Below are 15,509 nucleotides of genomic sequence, written 5' to 3' on the forward strand. Positions count from 1 at the left end.
ATGTCCTGAAAACGTAAAGGGCCGCCCCTTGCGGAGCGGCCGTTGCAGCGACCGATCTAGGCGATGCGCCGGGCGAGCGCAAGCTTTCAGGCGGCGAGCGGCTCGACTTCGAGCGCGGCGAGACCGGCCAGGAACTGATCGGTCGCCGCGTCCCACGAATAGGCCGCGCCGAGCGCGGCGCAATCCGCCCGGTCGCTGAACAGCGCCGCGGCGATCGCGCGGTCGAGATCGTCGGACAGCGCGCCGACGCGGTCGGTCACGATGTCGCGCGGCCCCGGCACGGGAAAGCCGGCGACCGGGGTGCCGCAGGCGAGCGCCTCGATCATCACCAGCCCGAACGTGTCGGTCCGGCTGGGAAAGACGAACACGTCGGCATTGGCATAGCAGCCCGCCAGCGCCGCGCCGCTGCGGCGGCCGAGGAAATGCGCGTCGGGAAACCGCGCGGCGAGGCTGGCGAGCGCCGGGCCGTCGCCGACCACTACCCGGCTGCCCGGATAGGTGCCGCCGAGAAACGGCTCGAGGTTCTTCTCCACCGCGACCCGGCCGACGTAGAGCTGGATCGGGCGCGGCAGGCCGGCGAACTCGGGCGGTTCGGGCGCCGCCGGATGGAAGCACGCCAGATCGACCCCGCGGCTCCAGTGATGCAAGCGCGTCAGGCCGTGGCCGCGCAGTTCCTCACGGATGCTCTCGGTCGCGACCAGCACCTTGCGCGCGGGGGCATGGAACCAGCGGATGTAGCGCCAGAACAGGCTCGGCGGCAGGCCGGTGCGATGCGCGACATAGTCGGGGAACTGCGTGTGGTAGGCGCTGGTGAACGGGATCGCGTGGGTGACGCAATGGCCGCGCGCGGCGAGACCGAGCGGGCCCTCGGTCGCGATATGGATCGCATCGGGCGCGATTTCGCTCAGCCGCCGGCCGACCGCGCCCGGCGCCATGATGGCGAGCCGGATGTCGGGATAGGTCGGGCACGGGATCGAGCGGAACAAGTCGGGCGAGATCACCTCCACCTCGTGTCCGCGTGCGCGCAGGATGGCGCAGGTCGTCGTCAAGGTACGGACCACGCCGTTTATCTGCGGCAGCCAGGCATCGGTGACGATCGCGATACGCTGGGGGAACGGGCGAAACCCGCCCGTGTCGCTGGCGAACCCCGTCATCCGGTTCATGCCGCCACTTTCCCGGCGACCGCCGCGGCAGCTTCGAAACGTGCGCGCTTCGCCATTTCCTCGGGCCAGTGGAGCAGTTCCATGCGCCCGTCGAAGTGCTCGACCAAAGCATTGCACCCTTCGACCCAGTCGCCGTCGTTGTAGTACTCGATCCCGTCAAACGCGCGGATTTCGGCGGTGTGGATATGGCCGCATACGACGCCGTCGACCCCGCGCTCGGCGGCCGCGCGGGCGACGACTTCCTCGTACTTGGAAATGAATTCGACCGCGTTCTTGACCTTGTGCTTGGCGGTCTTCGACAGCGACCAATACGGCAGGCCCATCGCGGTGCGCGCGGCGTTGACCCAGCGATTCATTCCCATCAGCAAGTGGTAGAGCGCGTCGCCCACCACCGCGAGCCAGCGGTGCGCGAGCATCACGGCATCGAACTCGTCGCCGTGCAGCACCATCAGGCGGCGGCCGTCGGCAGTCTCGTGAAAGGCCGCGCGGCGAATCTCGACCCCGCCGAAATCCATGCCCGAAAACGGGCGCAGCATCTCGTCGTGGTTGCCGGGGATATAGACGATCCGCGTGCCGCGCTTGGCGCGCTTGAGGATACGCCAGACGATGTCGTTGTGCTCGGCGGGCCAATAGTGCTTCTTCTTCAGCCGCCAGCCGTCGATGATGTCGCCGACCAGATACATCGTCTCGCTGTCGGTATGGTCGAGGAAGTCGATCAGGAGCTGCGCGTTGCAGCCCTTGGTGCCGAGATGGACGTCGCTGATCCAGATCGTGCGATAGCGCCGCCGCTCGCCGCCCTCGGGCTCGGGGATAGCGCTGCGGACGGGCGGGAAACTCGCCACGTTCGCCAGATCGGCCAGTTCTTCGGGCAGGCCGCCGCCGCGCTTCGTGCTCATCACCGGACCCTCGCGCGCAGTTGCACTCGCGAAAGGCCAATGACAGCCGATTGTTACAGGCGATTCACAATGGCGTTACGCTTCGGGGACAAGCGTGACGGTTCGCGGTCAGCCGCCGGCGACCTCGAGCACGATCTTGCCGATGTGGTCGCCCGCCTCCATGTGCGCGTGGGCGGCGGCGGCCTCGGCGAGGGGGAAACTGCGGTCCATCACCGGACGCAGCGTGCCGTCTTCGAACAGCGGCCAGGCGTTCTTCTCGATCTCGCCCGCGAGCAGCGTCTTGAACGCGTCGGAACGCGGGCGCAGAGTCGAGCCGGTGAGGGTGAGCCGGCGGCTCATGACCACCGCCATGTTCACGTCCGCCTTCATCCCACCGAGCACCGCGATCGAGACATGCCGGCCGTCTTCGGCGAGGCATTTCATATTGCGCGCAACGTAATCGCCCGAGACCATGTCGAGCACGACCTCGACGCCCTTGCCCCCGGTGAAGGCCTTCACTTCCTCGACGAAATCCTGCTCGCGGTAATTGATCGACAGGTCGGCCCCGAGTTCGCGCGAGGCGTCGCACTTGGCCGCGTCGCCGCAAGTCGTGATGACGGTAAGGCCGAAGGCCTTGCCCAGCATCGTCGCCATCGTGCCGATTCCGCTGGTGCCGCCGTGGACCAGCAGCGTCTCGCCGTCGCTCGCCCAGCCGCGCTCGAACACGTTGTGCCACACGGTGAACAGCGTTTCGGGGATCGCCGCAGCCTCGGCCAGCGGCATGTCGTCGGGGACCGGCAGGCAATGGCCGATATGCGCGAGGCAATATTCGGCATAGCCGCCGCCCGCGACCAGCGCGCAGTAGCGCTCGCCGATATATTCGCGCGGCAGCCCCTCGCCCACCGCGACGATCGTGCCCGAAACCTCGAGCCCCGGCAGCGGCGAGGCGCCCGGCGGTGGCGGATAGGCGCCCTGCCGCTGGGCGACGTCGGGCCGGTTCACCCCGGCATAGGCGACGCGCAGCAGCACCTGGCCCTCGCCCGGTTCGGGCACCGGCACCGTTTCCGGCCGCAGCACCTCCGGCCCGCCCGGCGCGTCGAAGCCGATCGCGGTCATCTCGCGTGGAATTTGCGCGTGCATTTACCCCCCTGCCCCCTGTGGCCGTCCCGTCACGCCCGCGGACCTAACGCGCTCGCCCATTGACAGCAAGCACGGCGGCTTGCGACACTGTGCGCACGATGGATGAGGACGACCGTCCGCGCCCCCGGGGCGATGCCGCGAGCAAGCTCGCCGCGGAGGATCTTTCGCCCTATTCGCAGGACGAGCTGGCGGAGCGCATCGCATTGCTCGAACGCGAGATCGCGCGGGCCGAGAAGCACCGCCTGACCGCCGCCGCGCACCGCGACGCAGCCGACGCCCTGTTCCGAAAGCCCACGGCATGATCGGGGCCGTTCGCATTCCGGACGGCGCCCACCATATAGGGTTCGTCAGCCACGCGGCGTCGAATTTCCACGATCGGGAAATGCCGCTTTTCACCACGGAAGACCGCTAGATGCCCAGTTTCGCCCAGAACCTCGAAAAGACCCTCCACGCCGCGCTCGCCAGCGCGAGCGAACGGCGGCACGAATACGCCACGCTCGAGCACTTGCTGCTCGCGCTGGTCGACGACGAGGACGCGGCGCAGGTGATGGCCGCGTGCGGGGTCGACATCGACGAACTGGGTGAGGCGGTGCGCCAGTATCTCGACCAGGAGTACCAGTCCCTCCGCACCGAGGACGACGGCGATCCGCAGCCGACCGCAGGTTTCCAGCGGGTGATCCAGCGCGCCATCCTGCACGTCCAATCGAGCGGCAAGGACACCGTGACCGGCGCCAACGTGCTGGTCGCGCTGTTTTCCGAACGCGACAGCTACGCGGTCTATTTCCTCCAGCAGCAGGACATGAGCCGGCTCGATGCGGTCAGCTACATCAGCCACGGCATCGGCAAGGGCGGCAAGCAACTCGAAGCGCGCAGCGCCGAGGGCGTCGAAGGCGCCGCCAAGGCCGAGGACAAGCCCGACAACAAGAAGGAAACCGCGCTCGACCAGTTCACGGTCAACCTCAATGCGCGGGCCGAGGCGGGCAAGATCGATCCGCTGATCGGCCGCGGGCCCGAGGTCGACCGGACGATCCAGATCCTCTGCCGCCGGTCGAAGAACAACCCGCTCTATGTCGGCGATCCGGGCGTCGGCAAGACCGCCATCGCCGAAGGGCTGGCGCGCAAGATCGTCGAAGGCCAGGTGCCCGAAGTGCTGCTGGACGCGGTGATCTATTCGCTCGACATGGGCGCGCTGCTCGCCGGCACGCGCTATCGCGGCGATTTCGAGGAACGGCTGAAGCAGGTGGTTTCCGAACTCGAAGGCATGCCCGAGGCGGTGCTATTCATCGACGAAATCCACACCGTGATCGGCGCGGGCGCGACCAGCGGCGGGGCGATGGACGCCTCGAACCTGCTCAAGCCCGCCCTGTCGAGCGGCGCGATCCGCTGCATCGGATCGACCACCTACAAGGAATTCCGCAACCACTTCGAGAAGGACCGCGCGCTGCTGCGCCGGTTCCAGAAGATCGACGTCAACGAACCGACGGTCGAGGATACTGTGAAGATCCTGAAGGGACTGAGAAGCGCCTTCGAGGACCACCACAAGGTCAAGTACACGCCCGACGCGCTGAAGACCGCGGTCGAGCTGTCGGCGCGCTACATCAACGACCGCAAGCTGCCCGACAAGGCGATCGACGTGATCGACGAGGTCGGCGCGATGCAGATGCTGGTTGCCCCCAGCCGCCGCAAGAAGAAGATCACCGCGCGCGAGATCGAGGCCGTGATCGCGACGATGGCGCGCATTCCGCCCAAGACCGTCTCGAGCGACGACAAGAAGGCGCTCGAAAACCTCGAGCGCGATCTGAAGCACGTGGTGTTCGGGCAGGACGATGCGATCCATCGCCTCTCGACCGCGATGAAGCTCAGCCGCGCGGGCCTGCGCGATCCCGACAAGCCGATCGGCAGCTTCCTGTTCACCGGCCCGACCGGCGTCGGCAAAACCGAGGTCGCGCGCCAGCTCGCCAGCGTGATGGGCATCGAGCTGAAGCGCTTCGACATGTCCGAGTATATGGAGCGGCACTCGGTCAGCCGGTTGATCGGCGCGCCTCCGGGCTATGTCGGCTACGATCAGGGCGGATTGCTGACCGACGCGGTCGACCAGAACCCGCACAGCGTGCTGCTGCTCGACGAGATCGAGAAGGCGCACCCCGATCTGTTCAACATCCTGCTGCAAGTCATGGATAACGGGCGGCTGACCGACCACCACGGCAAGACGGTCGATTTCCGCAACGTCGTCCTCATCATGACCACCAATGCCGGCGCGGCCGACATGGCGCGCCAGGGCATCGGTTTCGGCGACGTGAGCAAGGAGGATGCGGGCGAGGAAGCGGTGAAGAAGATGTTCACCCCCGAATTCCGCAACCGCCTCGATGCGGTGGTGCCGTTCGGCTATCTCGGCAAGAGCACGGTCGCCCGTGTGGTCGACAAGTTCATCCTCCAGCTCGAGCTCCAGCTCGCCGAGCAGAACGTGCACATCCAGTTCGACAAGGATGCACGCGAATGGCTGGGCGACAAGGGCTACGACCGGCTTTACGGCGCGCGGCCGATGGCGCGGCTGATCCAGGAGAAGATCAAGCAGCCGCTGGCCGAGGAACTGCTGTTCGGCAAGCTTTCCGATGGCGGCGAGGTCCATGTGAGCGTGAAGGACGGCAAGCCCGCTTTCGAGCTTACTCCGGCTCCGCCGAAGGCGCGGCCGAAGCGGAAGGTCAAGAAGGCTGCGGCGAAGAAGACGCGGCCCGACGCCGATGCGAACGAGGACGCAGAAGGCGAGAAGTAGGTCGAGGAGGGGCTGTCGTTACAGTCCCCTGCCCTACTGTTGTCATCCCCGCGCAAGCGGGGATCCAGGGACTGACATCGCACCATGGATTCCCGCGTTCGCGGGAATGACAACGCGTGAGGTCGCCTCACTACCGGAACCCCGCGCCCGGCCCGCCATTTTTCCAGCATGGCACGCGACTTCGCATGGATCCGGCCCGAGCCGCATGGCATCCATGTCGTCCCCGCCGATTGCTGGATCGATCCCTCGAAGCCCGTCGATCACGCGTTGGTGACCCACGGCCACGCCGACCATGCGCGCGGCGGGCACGGGCGAACGGTGGCGACGCCCGAAACGCTGGCGATCATGAAGTTGCGCTACGCGACTTCGGATGGGGCGGTGCCGGTCGCCTACGGCGAAACCGTCCGCCTGCGGGGTGAGGTCGATGCGACCTACATCCCCGCCGGGCATGTACTCGGCAGCGCGCAGATCCTGCTTGAACACGCGGGCGAACGCGTCATCGTGACCGGCGATTACAAGCGCCGCCCCGACCCCACGTGCCCGCCGTTCGAAGTCACCCCGTGCAACGTGTTCATCACCGAGGCGACCTTCGGCCTGCCGCTGTTCACCCATCCGCCGATCGGCGAGGAGATCGGCAAATTGCTCGACCGCCTCGCCGCGCATCCCGAGCGCTGCGTGCTCGTCGGCGCCTACGCGCTGGGCAAGGCGCAACGGGTGATCGCCGAGCTACGCGCCGCCGGCCACACGCAGCCTATCTACCTCCATGGCGCGATGGAGAAGATGTGCCGACTCTACGAGGATTTCGGCGTCGATCTGGGCGAACTGCGCCTCGTCGCCGATGCCGCGAAGGACGATATGCGCGGCCACGTCGTCGTCTGCCCGCCCTCCGCCTTGAACGACCGCTGGAGCCGCCGCCTGCCCGATCCGATCACCGCCATGGCGTCAGGCTGGATGCGCGTGCGCCAGCGCGCGCGCCAACGCAACGTTGAGCTGCCGCTGGTCATCTCCGACCATGCCGACTGGGGCGAGCTGACCCGCACGGTGGAGGAAGTGGACCCGCACGAAACCTGGATCACCCATGGCCGCGAGGAAGCGCTGCTGCGCTGGCACCAGCTCCACCAGCGCCGCGCCCGCGCGCTCGCGCTCGTCGGCTACGAGGACGAGGACGACTGACCCTGGAACAGTTCGCCGCCCTGATCGACGCGCTGGTCTATACCCGCAGCCGCAACGAGAAGCTGCGGCTGATCGCGGAATACCTCCAGCAGACGCCCGATCCCGATCGCGGCTGGGCACTGGCGGCGCTGACCGGCGGGCTCGATTTTCCGGCGGTCAAGTCCTCCACCATCCGTAAGCTGCTGCAGGAGCGGATCGATCCGGTGCTGTGGACGCTGAGCCGCGATTTCGTGGGCGACACGGCCGAAACGGCGAGCCTGCTGTGGCCGACCCCCGACGCGCCACCCGCACCGCCCACGGTGTCCGAGGCGGTCGCCGCCTTGGAAGCGATGAACCGCAAGACCGCGCCTGCCGAACTGGCGAAGCTGCTCGACCGGCTCGACGCCTCGGGCCGCTACGCGCTGCTCAAGCTCGCGACCGGCGCGATGCGGATCGGGGTGTCGAGCCGTCTCGCCAAGGTCGCCTTCGCGCAGGCGTTCGAAGTCGCGGTGGAGGAGGTGGAGGAACACTGGCACGGCCTCGCCCCGCCCTATCCCGAACTGTTCGCCTGGGCCGCCCACGGCGAAGCACCGCCCGACACCGCGAACCTGCCCACCTTCCGCCCGTTCATGCTCGCGCATCCGCTGGAGGACACGGTCGTCGACCTCGCGGATTACGTCGCCGAGTGGAAGTGGGACGGTATCCGCGTGCAACTGGTGCGGATCGGCGGCGAGACGCGGCTCTATTCGCGCGGCGGGGACGATATCTCGGGCACGTTCCCCGAATTGCTCGACGCGCTGCCGTTCGATGCTGTGCTCGACGGCGAGCTGCTGGTGCGCGGGGCGCATCAGGGCGGCGAGAAAGGCGGCGCGGCAAGTTTCAACGCGCTCCAGCAGCGGCTCGGGCGCAAGACGGTCTCGAAGAAGATGCTGGAGGAAAGCCCCGCGTTCGTGCGGCTCTACGATGCATTGATCGTCGAAGGCGAGGACTTGCGCGAGCGGCCGTGGTGTGTGCGGCGCGAGCGGCTCGAGGGGCTGATACCGCGCCTGCCCGAAAAGCATTTCGACCTGAGCCAGGTGGTCGATGCCGACGATTTCGACCATCTCGGCCGTATCCGCGAAGGGGCGCGCGACGATGCGATCGAGGGGCTGATGCTCAAGCGCCGCGATTCGCCTTACGTCGCGGGCCGGAAGACGGGGCTGTGGTACAAGTGGAAGCGCGATCCGCTGCTCGTCGACTGCGTGCTGATGTACGCCCAGCGCGGCAGCGGCAAGCGTAGCAGCTTCTATTCGGACTACACTTTCGGCTGCTGGGACGGCGATCCCGATACAGGCGCCGACCTGCTGCCGGTGGGGAAAGCCTATTCGGGCTTCACCGACGAGGAACTGAAGAAGCTCGACCGCCACGTGCGCACGCACACCGTCAACCGCTTCGGCCCGGTGCGCGAGACCGACAGATCGCTGGTGTTCGAGGTAGCGTTCGATTCGGTCCACGCGAGCAAGCGCCACAAGTCCGGCCTCGCGATGCGCTTCCCCCGCATCCACCGCGTGCGCTGGGACAAGCCGGTGGACGAGGCGGACCGGATCGAAAGCCTTCGTTCGCTGATCCGCGACTGAGACCCCAACCGAAGTCGCGCGGCGCGACTTAGCCGATATCGGCTTCGGCCACGGCGGCGGCATGCGCCTTGCCGTTCTCGACATAGTGCGTGACACCCATCCGCATCCCGGCGATCGCGGCATCGTCGAGGTCGCGCATCTTGCGCGCCGGGCGTCCGCCCCACAGTTCGCGCGCGCCCATCACCTTGCCTTCGGTCAGCATCGCGCCCGCCGCCAGCATCGCGTCGGAGCCGATCACCGCCTTGTTCATCGCGATCGCGCCGAGGCCGACGAAGCCGCGATCCTCGATCCGGCAGCCGTGGACCATCGCCAGGTGCCCGATCAGCACGTCTTCGCCGATCAGCAGCGGAGAACCTTCCGGATCGCCGGGTCGTGGCGGGTCGCAGTGAAGCACGCTGCCGTCCTGCACGTTGGAGCGCGCGCCGATGACGATCCGGCTGACATCGGCGCGCAGCACGCAGTTGTACCACACCGACGCCTCCGGCCCGATCTCGATATCGCCCACCAGCACGCAGCCGGGCGCGACGAAGGCGCTGTCGTGGATCTTCGGCGCCTTGCCGTGGATCGGGACGATGGTGACACCGGGGCGGGCAATGGTCATGGCGTTCCTCCCAGCACGTTTGGCCAGACGATGAAAGGCAGGATCGAGGCGAAATCGTCGGTCCACACGCGCTGCGCGGCGGGCGGGAGCCGGTTCCACGGCGATTCCTTCTCCGCCGACAGCAGCCTCGCGAGCGTCGCCGGATCGCGCGACATCGCGACCCACAGCGAGCCAGAGGTGCGCGCGGCGGCATCGGTTTCGCTGGCGCGCATGACCGCATACATGCCCTGCTCGGCAGCCAGCGCGTGGATCATCGGCTGGAGATCCACGAACCTGTTCGAAATGTGTAGCAGCAGCAAGCCGTCCGCTGCCACCACCCGATCGTAGATCGCAAACGCCTCGCGCGTGACGAGGTGGAGCGGGATCGCATCGGAACTGAACGCATCGAGCACGAGCGCGTCGAACCGGTCGGCGGGCATCGCGTCCAGCACCAGGCGCGCATCGCCGATATGGACCTGCGCATCGGGCGTGCAGTCGCGCACGAACGTGAACGTGCCGTCACGCGAATAGCGCAGGATCGCCGGATCGATCTCGATGAATTCCCACGTCTGCCCGGGCTGCGCGTAGCAGGCGAGCGTGCCCACCCCGAGGCCGACCACGCCCACGCGCGCATTCTCGCCGAGCACCTCGGGCGCATGGCGCAGCGCGACACCGACGCCCGAATCGGGGCCGTAGTACGTCGTCGGCTGGCGGCGACGCAGCGGATCGGTGAACTGCAGCCCGTGCAGCGTGGTGCCGTGCGTCAACTCGCGCGTCTCGGCCGTCTCGCGCACGTTGTAGACGCCGAAGAAGCTGCGCTCGCGCGCACCGTCGAACGAGGATTGCAGCGTGTCGTATCCGCCCCGCCCGAGCATCAGCAGGAGCAGCACGAACACGAACGCGGCCCGCCTGCCCAGCACCAGCAGCCCGCAGCCCGCGATCGCCACCATCGCGGCGACGACCAGCGTGTCGCGGCCCTGGCTCACCGAATGGTGCAGCAGCGCCGACAGCGCGGCCGCGGCGATCAGCACCAGCAATACCGCCACGCGCCGCCGCCGCCGATCGAGCCCGAGACGTTCCATCCACGGGAACAGCGGCCGGTTGGGCAACAGCGCGGCGGCGGCGAGCACCAGCAGCGGGTGCTCCCACGTCCAGTCGAACAGCATCGGCGCGACCAGCGCGGTGAACAGCCCGCCCAGCGCGCCGCCCGCGCTCATTGCGAGATAGAACAGCGTCAGTTGCGCCGGGCTGGGGCGGTCGCGGTAGAGCCGGCGGTGCAGCGCAACCGCCACCACGAACAGCATCACCACTGTCGCCAGCGCGGTGGTCAGGCTCGCGGCGCCGTGGCCGACCATCGCCATGCCGCCCGCGAGCAGGAGGATGGCCGGGCCCGAACGGGCAAGCGCGAAGCCCAGCGCGCTGCGCTCGTTGAACGCGAACACGAAGCTGAGGAGGTAGAGCCCAAGCGGGATGACCCACAGCAGCGGCATCGCGACGATGTCGGTCGTCAGATGTGCGGTGGTCGAGAGCATCAGTCCGGAGGGGACCGCCGCCAGCGCGAGCCACAGCGCGATGCGCCGCCAGCCGATCGGCTCGGCTTCCGTCGCCAACGCGCGGTCGGCGGGCGCCCCCGCCGTCTTCGCCGCCCGGCGCGAGGTAAGCGCCGCCAACGCCACGAGCACCACCAGCAGCCCGTAACCCACGCTCCACGCCAGGCTCTGCCCCGACAGCGAGAGCGACGGCTCGAACACCAGCGGATAGGCGAGCAGGCCGGCAAAACTGCCGAGGTTCGACGCGGCATAGAGCCAGTAGGGATCGCCCGCCTCGGGGTCGGCGGCGTACCAGCGCTGCATCAACGGAGCCTGCGCCGACACCACGAAGAACACCGGCCCGATCGAGAGCGCGAACAGCAGCGGCACCCACAACGCTTCGTAGCCCGCGGCAGGCAGCGCCAGCGGGACGAGCGCGATCGGCAGCGTCAGACCCGCCAGCACCAGCAGCGTCAGGTGGATCGCCGCCTGCCGCGCGACCGGGAGCCGCGCGAGCAGATGGGCGTAAGTGTATCCGGCGAGGAGGAGCGCCTGATAGACCAGCATCGCGCTGTTCCACACCGCGGGCGCACCACCGAGATGCGGCAACGCCATGCGCGCGACGAGCGGCTGGACCAGGAACAGCAGGAAACTGCCGCCGAGGATCGTCGCGACGAAAAGCCAGCGATGCGCAGCGATCATCCGGCGTTCCCGCCCCATTGCTCGGGCGTGAGGCTGTAGAGTATCGTCTTGCGATCCTCGGGCGGCCAGTCCGGGTCCTCGAAATCGAGATCGGGGCGGCGAACCATGCCGAGCTTTTCCATCAGCTTCCAGCTGCCGATATTGGCCTCGCTCGTCAGCGCCACGACATGCGGCGCGCCGACGCGGCCGAAGGCCCAGTCCAGCACCGCGCGCATCGCTTCGTCCGCATATCCGCGCCGCCAGCGATCCTCGCGCACCAGCCAGCCGATCTCGTGATCGCCCGGGTTCTTCGCCAGCGGGTTGTCGACCCGCTTGATCCCGCAATGGCCGACCATCTCGCCGGTCGCCTTCTCGATCATGAAGAGAAAGCTGAAACCTTCCTGCGCGTAGAGCGCCATGCCCTTCGCATGCTTCGCCTCGATCGCGTGCAGTTCCTTCGGCCCGCCGAGCCGCGCCATGACGGCGGGCGTGTTGAGCAACCGGAATTGCTCGGCCGCGTCGCCCTCCTCGATCGTGCGCAGGATCAGCCGCTCGGTCTCGGCGACGATATCAGGCATTCGCGCCCTGCCAGGCCGCGCGGTCGATCGAATAGACGATCGTGTCGCGCCACGGCGGATCGTAGCGCGGATCGGGATAGTCGAGCTCCTCGCGCCGCCGCATGCCCAGCCGGCGCATCAGGCCCCAGCTTCCCGCGTTGCCGTCCACGGTGAGCGCGACGACCTCGTCCGCTCCGAAGACCGCGAACGCGGCGTCGAACGCGGCGCTGGCCGCCTCCTTCGCGTAGCCTCGCCCCCAGGCATCCTCGCGCAGGCGCCAGCCGATCTCGACCGCGCCGGCAACGGTCGAACCCGGCGCATCGGCGCGCTTCAAGCCGCAGAAGCCGAGCAAGGCGCCATCGGCCTTGCGCTCGACCACCCAGAAGCAGAATGCGTTGCGCGCCACGCTGCCTTCGACCCGCTCGCGCTGCGCGGCCATCCCCGCTTCGTCGAGCACGCCGCCGAGCCAGCGCATGACCGCGGGCGTATTGGTGACGCGGAAGAACTCGGGCCAGTCCTCCGCCCGCCAGTCACGCAGCACCAGCCGCTCGGTCTCGTGGCGGAATTCAGCCATTCAGCAGCCGCGCGGCGAGCGGGGCGTGGTAGGTGAGGACGCCGGTGCAGCCCGCACGCTTGAAGGCGGTCAGCTTTTCCATCACCAGCGCCTCGCGCTCGCCGACGCCGGCGGCGACACCCGCTTCGATCAGCGCGTATTCGCCGCTGACCTGATAGGCGAACACCGGCACTTCGAACCGCTGCTTCACCCGCACGACCACGTCGAGGTAGGCGAGGCCGGGCTTGACCATCACGCTGTCGGCCCCTTCAGCGAGATCGAGCGCGACTTCGCGCAACGCTTCCTCGCCGTTGGCCGGGTCCATCTGGTAGCTGCGCTTGTCGCCCTTCAGCAGCCCGCCCGAACCGACCGCGTCGCGGAACGGGCCGTAGAACGCGCTCGCGTACTTTGCGGCATAGGCCATGATCTGGACGTTGGGATGCCCGCCCATCTCCAGCGCCATGCGGATCGCCTTCACCCGGCCATCCATCATGTCGGACGGGGCGATCACGTCCGCGCCCGCCTGCGCCTGGTTCATCGCCTGATCGACCAGCACCGCCACCGTATCGTCGTTGACCACGTAGCCCGCATCGTCGAGCAAGCCATCCTGCCCGTGGCTGGTGTAGGGATCGAGCGCGACGTCGGTCAGCACGCCGATATCGTTGCCGCAGGCGTCGCGAATCGCGCGGATCGCGCGGCACATCAGATTATCGGGATCGAGCGCCTCGGCCCCGTCGTCGCTGCGGCGGCTCGCGGGGGTGTTGGGGAACAGCGCGACGCACGGGATGCCGAGCTCCACCGCCTCCTTCGCGCGCTTCGCGATTCCTTCGACCGACCAGCGCGAGACGCCGGGCAGGCTGGCGACCGGCTCCTCCACGCCCTGGCCCTCGGTCACGAACAGCGGCCAGATGAGGTCGGCGGGGGTGAGCACGGTTTCGCGGTGCAGCGCGCGGCTCCAGGCGCTGGCGCGGGTGCGGCGCAGCCGGAGGTTGGGATAGGCGGCGGTCATGCGCGCCTGTTGCCGGATTTGCCGGCGGCGCGCAATCAGCCCGCTTGCTTCGGCGCTTCCAGCCGGTCGATCTCTCGCGCTGGGACCTCGGCGGCGGCTTCGGATGCGGTGGGGGCGAGATCCTCCAGCGCGGCGCCGGCATCGACCGTCTTGAGATCGGCCAGCGTGGCGCGGAACCGCGTTAGTTCCCCGCCCGAAAGCTGCGCGCGGGTGACGAAGCTGACCGAGGCCGGGTTCACGTGGCGGCCGTTGCGGTACATCTCGTAATGCAGGTGCGGCCCGGTCGAGAGCCCGGTCGAACCGACGTAGCCGATCACCTGCCCGCGCTTCACGCTCTGCCCGCTGCGCACCGCCATGCGGCTCATGTGGCAATAGCGGGTGGCGAGGCCGCCGCCGTGATCGAGCTTGACCGCGTTGCCGCAGCCACCGGAGCGGCCCGCGCTGGCGACGCGCGCATCGGCCACCGCGACGATCGGAGTGCCGCTGCTGGCGCGGAAATCGACGCCCGCGTGCATCCGCTTGTAGCCGAGGATCGGATGGCGGCGCATGCCGTAGCTCGAACTCATCCGCCCCGATACCGGCGCGACCAGCCCGCTGCGCTGCTCGCCGACGCCCGACGCTTCGTAGAAACGGCCCTCGCTGCCCCAGCGCATGAGCTGGGTGGTCGCTTCGCCGCCGCGCTCGATCCCGGCGTAGAGCAACTGCCCCGCCTGCCTCTCGCCGGTGGCGGCGCGGCGATACTGCACGATCAGGTCGAACGTATCGGTGGCGCGCACCGCACGGTCCATGTCGACTTGGTCGCCCAGCGTCTTGAGATATTGCTGCACCGCGCTTGCCGGAGCGCCCGCCGCACGCATCGAGCGATAGAGGCTGGAGCCGACCGTGCCACGGATGCGCAGCGGGGTGTCGTCGACACGGATCGGCTTGCGGGTGAGCGCGAGCATGCCGGCATCGTCGCGCGCGATCGCCAGTTCGAGATCGAATCGCGCGCGGAAGGCGAGCGCATCGAGCGGGCGTGCCGCGCCGGGCTGCGGCCGGCGGCCGAGCGTGATGTCGACTTGCGTGCCCGGCTCGATATCGCCGAGCGTGATCGAGCGCGAGACGAGCTCGGCCACCCGGCCCGCATCGCCCGATCCGACTCCGGCGCGCTGCAACATCCGCTCGAAGCTGTCGCCCTGCGTCAGCGTGGCGAGCAGTTCGACGCTGGGCCGTTCGGGCGCGGTGGCGAGCGGCGCGACGCGTGCGGTCGCGCCCATATGCCGCCCGCTGTCGGCGCCGAGCGCCAGCGGCATGATCATCTGGCTGCGAAATTCGTCGCGCGCGGCATCGTCCAGCCGCATGGCGGGCGCGGCTTCGACCGGCGCGAAATCGGGCCACATCGTCAGCGCGGCCGCCGACAGCCCGATCAGCGTGCCGAGCCCGCGAAACCAGCGGCGGCTGCCGATGGCCTCGGCCAGATCGGGGGCGAGATCCACGCGCTCGATCCGTTCGGAGATGCCAGCGCGCCAAGTGTCGAAGCGCTCGCTCGCGGTCTGCGCGCGGGAAATCGTGTGCGACGCGGGTTCCGGAACGATCTGCGCGTGCGACAGCGACGCGGGGCGCCAGTCCTCGCCGCCCGAATCGGCGTCGATCTGCTCCTGCGCCTGCCGTTCCTGAAACAAAGTGCGTCCCTCCGCCCCGGTTGCGGCGTTTCCGTCGCTTCCCGGGCCTCGCCCGCGACTATGCCGCATTCCCTGCCCGATTAAAGTAAAGACCGCATTAAGCTGCGGCGGGCCGAGTCGGCTGCGCGACGAAGTGCATCGTCGACGCTCGCGCCTTGCCCGGCGGGCGGCGCGATGCCACATTCCTTCGCGTGACCCGCGACCAGCACGGCAGCATCGT

At 68.6% G+C, this 15,509-nt stretch carries 13 protein-coding genes; 4 read left to right on the top strand and 9 right to left on the bottom strand.

Annotated elements, in window-relative coordinates:
* Positions 1-86 precede the first annotated feature (86 nt).
* The 3 genes from ACE3QC_RS08385 to ACE3QC_RS08395 form a co-directional block, all read right to left on the bottom strand.
* Positions 87-1,163, bottom strand: a complete 1,077-nt coding sequence (locus ACE3QC_RS08385) for a glycosyltransferase family 4 protein (protein WP_374407178.1) — start codon at positions 1,161-1,163, stop codon at positions 87-89.
* The gene (locus tag ACE3QC_RS08390; protein WP_374407180.1) at positions 1,160-2,059 is read right to left on the bottom strand and encodes a UDP-2,3-diacylglucosamine diphosphatase; all 900 of its coding nucleotides are present in this window, start codon (positions 2,057-2,059) and stop codon (positions 1,160-1,162) included. Before ACE3QC_RS08390 ends, ACE3QC_RS08385 begins: the two co-directional genes overlap by 4 nt.
* 108 nt (positions 2,060-2,167) lie before the next feature.
* Positions 2,168-3,178 carry an NAD(P)H-quinone oxidoreductase gene (locus ACE3QC_RS08395; protein ID WP_374407182.1) on the bottom strand — a complete coding sequence of 337 codons (1,011 nt, stop codon included), beginning with the start codon at positions 3,176-3,178 and terminating at the stop codon, positions 2,168-2,170.
* Positions 3,179-3,237: 59 nt separating this feature from the next.
* On the opposite strand from ACE3QC_RS08395, the gene ACE3QC_RS08400 reads away from it, so the two are divergent.
* From ACE3QC_RS08400 to ACE3QC_RS08415, 4 genes are all read left to right on the top strand, one after another.
* Positions 3,238-3,480 (top strand): DUF1192 family protein, encoded by a 243-nt coding sequence (locus ACE3QC_RS08400; RefSeq protein WP_374407184.1) that lies wholly within the window; start codon positions 3,238-3,240, stop codon positions 3,478-3,480.
* A 110-nt stretch (positions 3,481-3,590) separates the two neighbouring features.
* Positions 3,591-5,951, top strand: coding sequence for an ATP-dependent Clp protease ATP-binding subunit ClpA (gene clpA, locus ACE3QC_RS08405; protein WP_374407186.1), 2,361 nt, complete (start codon positions 3,591-3,593; stop codon positions 5,949-5,951).
* 168 nt (positions 5,952-6,119) lie between these two features.
* Positions 6,120-7,124, top strand: a complete 1,005-nt coding sequence (locus ACE3QC_RS08410; protein WP_374407188.1) for a ligase-associated DNA damage response exonuclease — start codon at positions 6,120-6,122, stop codon at positions 7,122-7,124.
* Between the two features lie 2 nt (positions 7,125-7,126).
* Entirely contained in the window at positions 7,127-8,719 is a 1,593-nt protein-coding gene (locus tag ACE3QC_RS08415) for a cisplatin damage response ATP-dependent DNA ligase (RefSeq protein ID WP_374408034.1), read from the top strand.
* Positions 8,720-8,747: 28 nt separating this feature from the next.
* Here the strand turns inward: ACE3QC_RS08415 and ACE3QC_RS08420 are convergent, their stop codons facing one another.
* Genes ACE3QC_RS08420 through ACE3QC_RS08445 form a run of 6 tightly spaced genes read right to left on the bottom strand, consistent with a single transcriptional unit; the run spans position 8,748 to position 15,358 of the window.
* Positions 8,748-9,320, bottom strand: a complete 573-nt coding sequence (locus ACE3QC_RS08420) for a gamma carbonic anhydrase family protein (protein ID WP_374407190.1) — start codon at positions 9,318-9,320, stop codon at positions 8,748-8,750.
* On the bottom strand, positions 9,317-11,530 hold the full coding sequence (locus ACE3QC_RS08425) for a fused MFS/spermidine synthase (protein ID WP_374407192.1): 2,214 nt from the start codon (positions 11,528-11,530) through the stop codon (positions 9,317-9,319). The genes ACE3QC_RS08420 and ACE3QC_RS08425 overlap by 4 nt, the downstream gene beginning before the upstream one ends.
* Positions 11,527-12,087 carry a GNAT family N-acetyltransferase gene (locus ACE3QC_RS08430; RefSeq protein WP_374407194.1) on the bottom strand — a complete coding sequence of 187 codons (561 nt, stop codon included), beginning with the start codon at positions 12,085-12,087 and terminating at the stop codon, positions 11,527-11,529. Before ACE3QC_RS08430 ends, ACE3QC_RS08425 begins: the two co-directional genes overlap by 4 nt.
* Positions 12,080-12,640 (bottom strand): GNAT family N-acetyltransferase, encoded by a 561-nt coding sequence (locus ACE3QC_RS08435; protein ID WP_374407196.1) that lies wholly within the window; start codon positions 12,638-12,640, stop codon positions 12,080-12,082. Before ACE3QC_RS08435 ends, ACE3QC_RS08430 begins: the two co-directional genes overlap by 8 nt.
* A complete protein-coding gene (gene hemB, locus ACE3QC_RS08440) occupies positions 12,633-13,628 on the bottom strand; it encodes a porphobilinogen synthase (RefSeq protein WP_374407198.1) in 996 nt (331 codons plus the stop codon). The genes ACE3QC_RS08435 and hemB overlap by 8 nt, the downstream gene beginning before the upstream one ends.
* A 35-nt stretch (positions 13,629-13,663) precedes the next feature.
* Positions 13,664-15,358 (bottom strand): M23 family metallopeptidase, encoded by a 1,695-nt coding sequence (locus ACE3QC_RS08445; protein ID WP_374407200.1) that lies wholly within the window; start codon positions 15,356-15,358, stop codon positions 13,664-13,666.
* Between the last annotated feature and the right edge of the window lie 151 nt (positions 15,359-15,509).

This window comes from Pelagerythrobacter sp., from assembly GCF_041912895.1.
Lineage (GTDB): Bacteria > Pseudomonadota > Alphaproteobacteria > Sphingomonadales > Sphingomonadaceae > Pelagerythrobacter.

Excerpts from the sequence above, each read along its gene's own strand:
- clpA (WP_374407186.1), top strand. The coding sequence starts at position 3,591 with ATGCCCAGTTTCGCCCAGAACCTCGAAAAGACCCTCCACGCCGCGCTC.
- hemB (WP_374407198.1), bottom strand. The coding sequence starts at position 13,628 with ATGACCGCCGCCTATCCCAACCTCCGGCTGCGCCGCACCCGCGCCAGC.
- ACE3QC_RS08395 (WP_374407182.1), bottom strand. The coding sequence starts at position 3,178 with ATGCACGCGCAAATTCCACGCGAGATGACCGCGATCGGCTTCGACGCG.
- ACE3QC_RS08435 (WP_374407196.1), bottom strand. The coding sequence starts at position 12,640 with ATGGCTGAATTCCGCCACGAGACCGAGCGGCTGGTGCTGCGTGACTGG.
- ACE3QC_RS08425 (WP_374407192.1), bottom strand. The coding sequence starts at position 11,530 with ATGATCGCTGCGCATCGCTGGCTTTTCGTCGCGACGATCCTCGGCGGC.
- ACE3QC_RS08385 (WP_374407178.1), bottom strand. The coding sequence starts at position 1,163 with ATGAACCGGATGACGGGGTTCGCCAGCGACACGGGCGGGTTTCGCCCG.
- ACE3QC_RS08410 (WP_374407188.1), top strand. The coding sequence starts at position 6,120 with ATGGCACGCGACTTCGCATGGATCCGGCCCGAGCCGCATGGCATCCAT.
- ACE3QC_RS08445 (WP_374407200.1), bottom strand. The coding sequence starts at position 15,358 with ATGCGGCATAGTCGCGGGCGAGGCCCGGGAAGCGACGGAAACGCCGCA.
- ACE3QC_RS08430 (WP_374407194.1), bottom strand. The coding sequence starts at position 12,087 with ATGCCTGATATCGTCGCCGAGACCGAGCGGCTGATCCTGCGCACGATC.
- ACE3QC_RS08420 (WP_374407190.1), bottom strand. The coding sequence starts at position 9,320 with ATGACCATTGCCCGCCCCGGTGTCACCATCGTCCCGATCCACGGCAAG.
- ACE3QC_RS08390 (WP_374407180.1), bottom strand. The coding sequence starts at position 2,059 with ATGAGCACGAAGCGCGGCGGCGGCCTGCCCGAAGAACTGGCCGATCTG.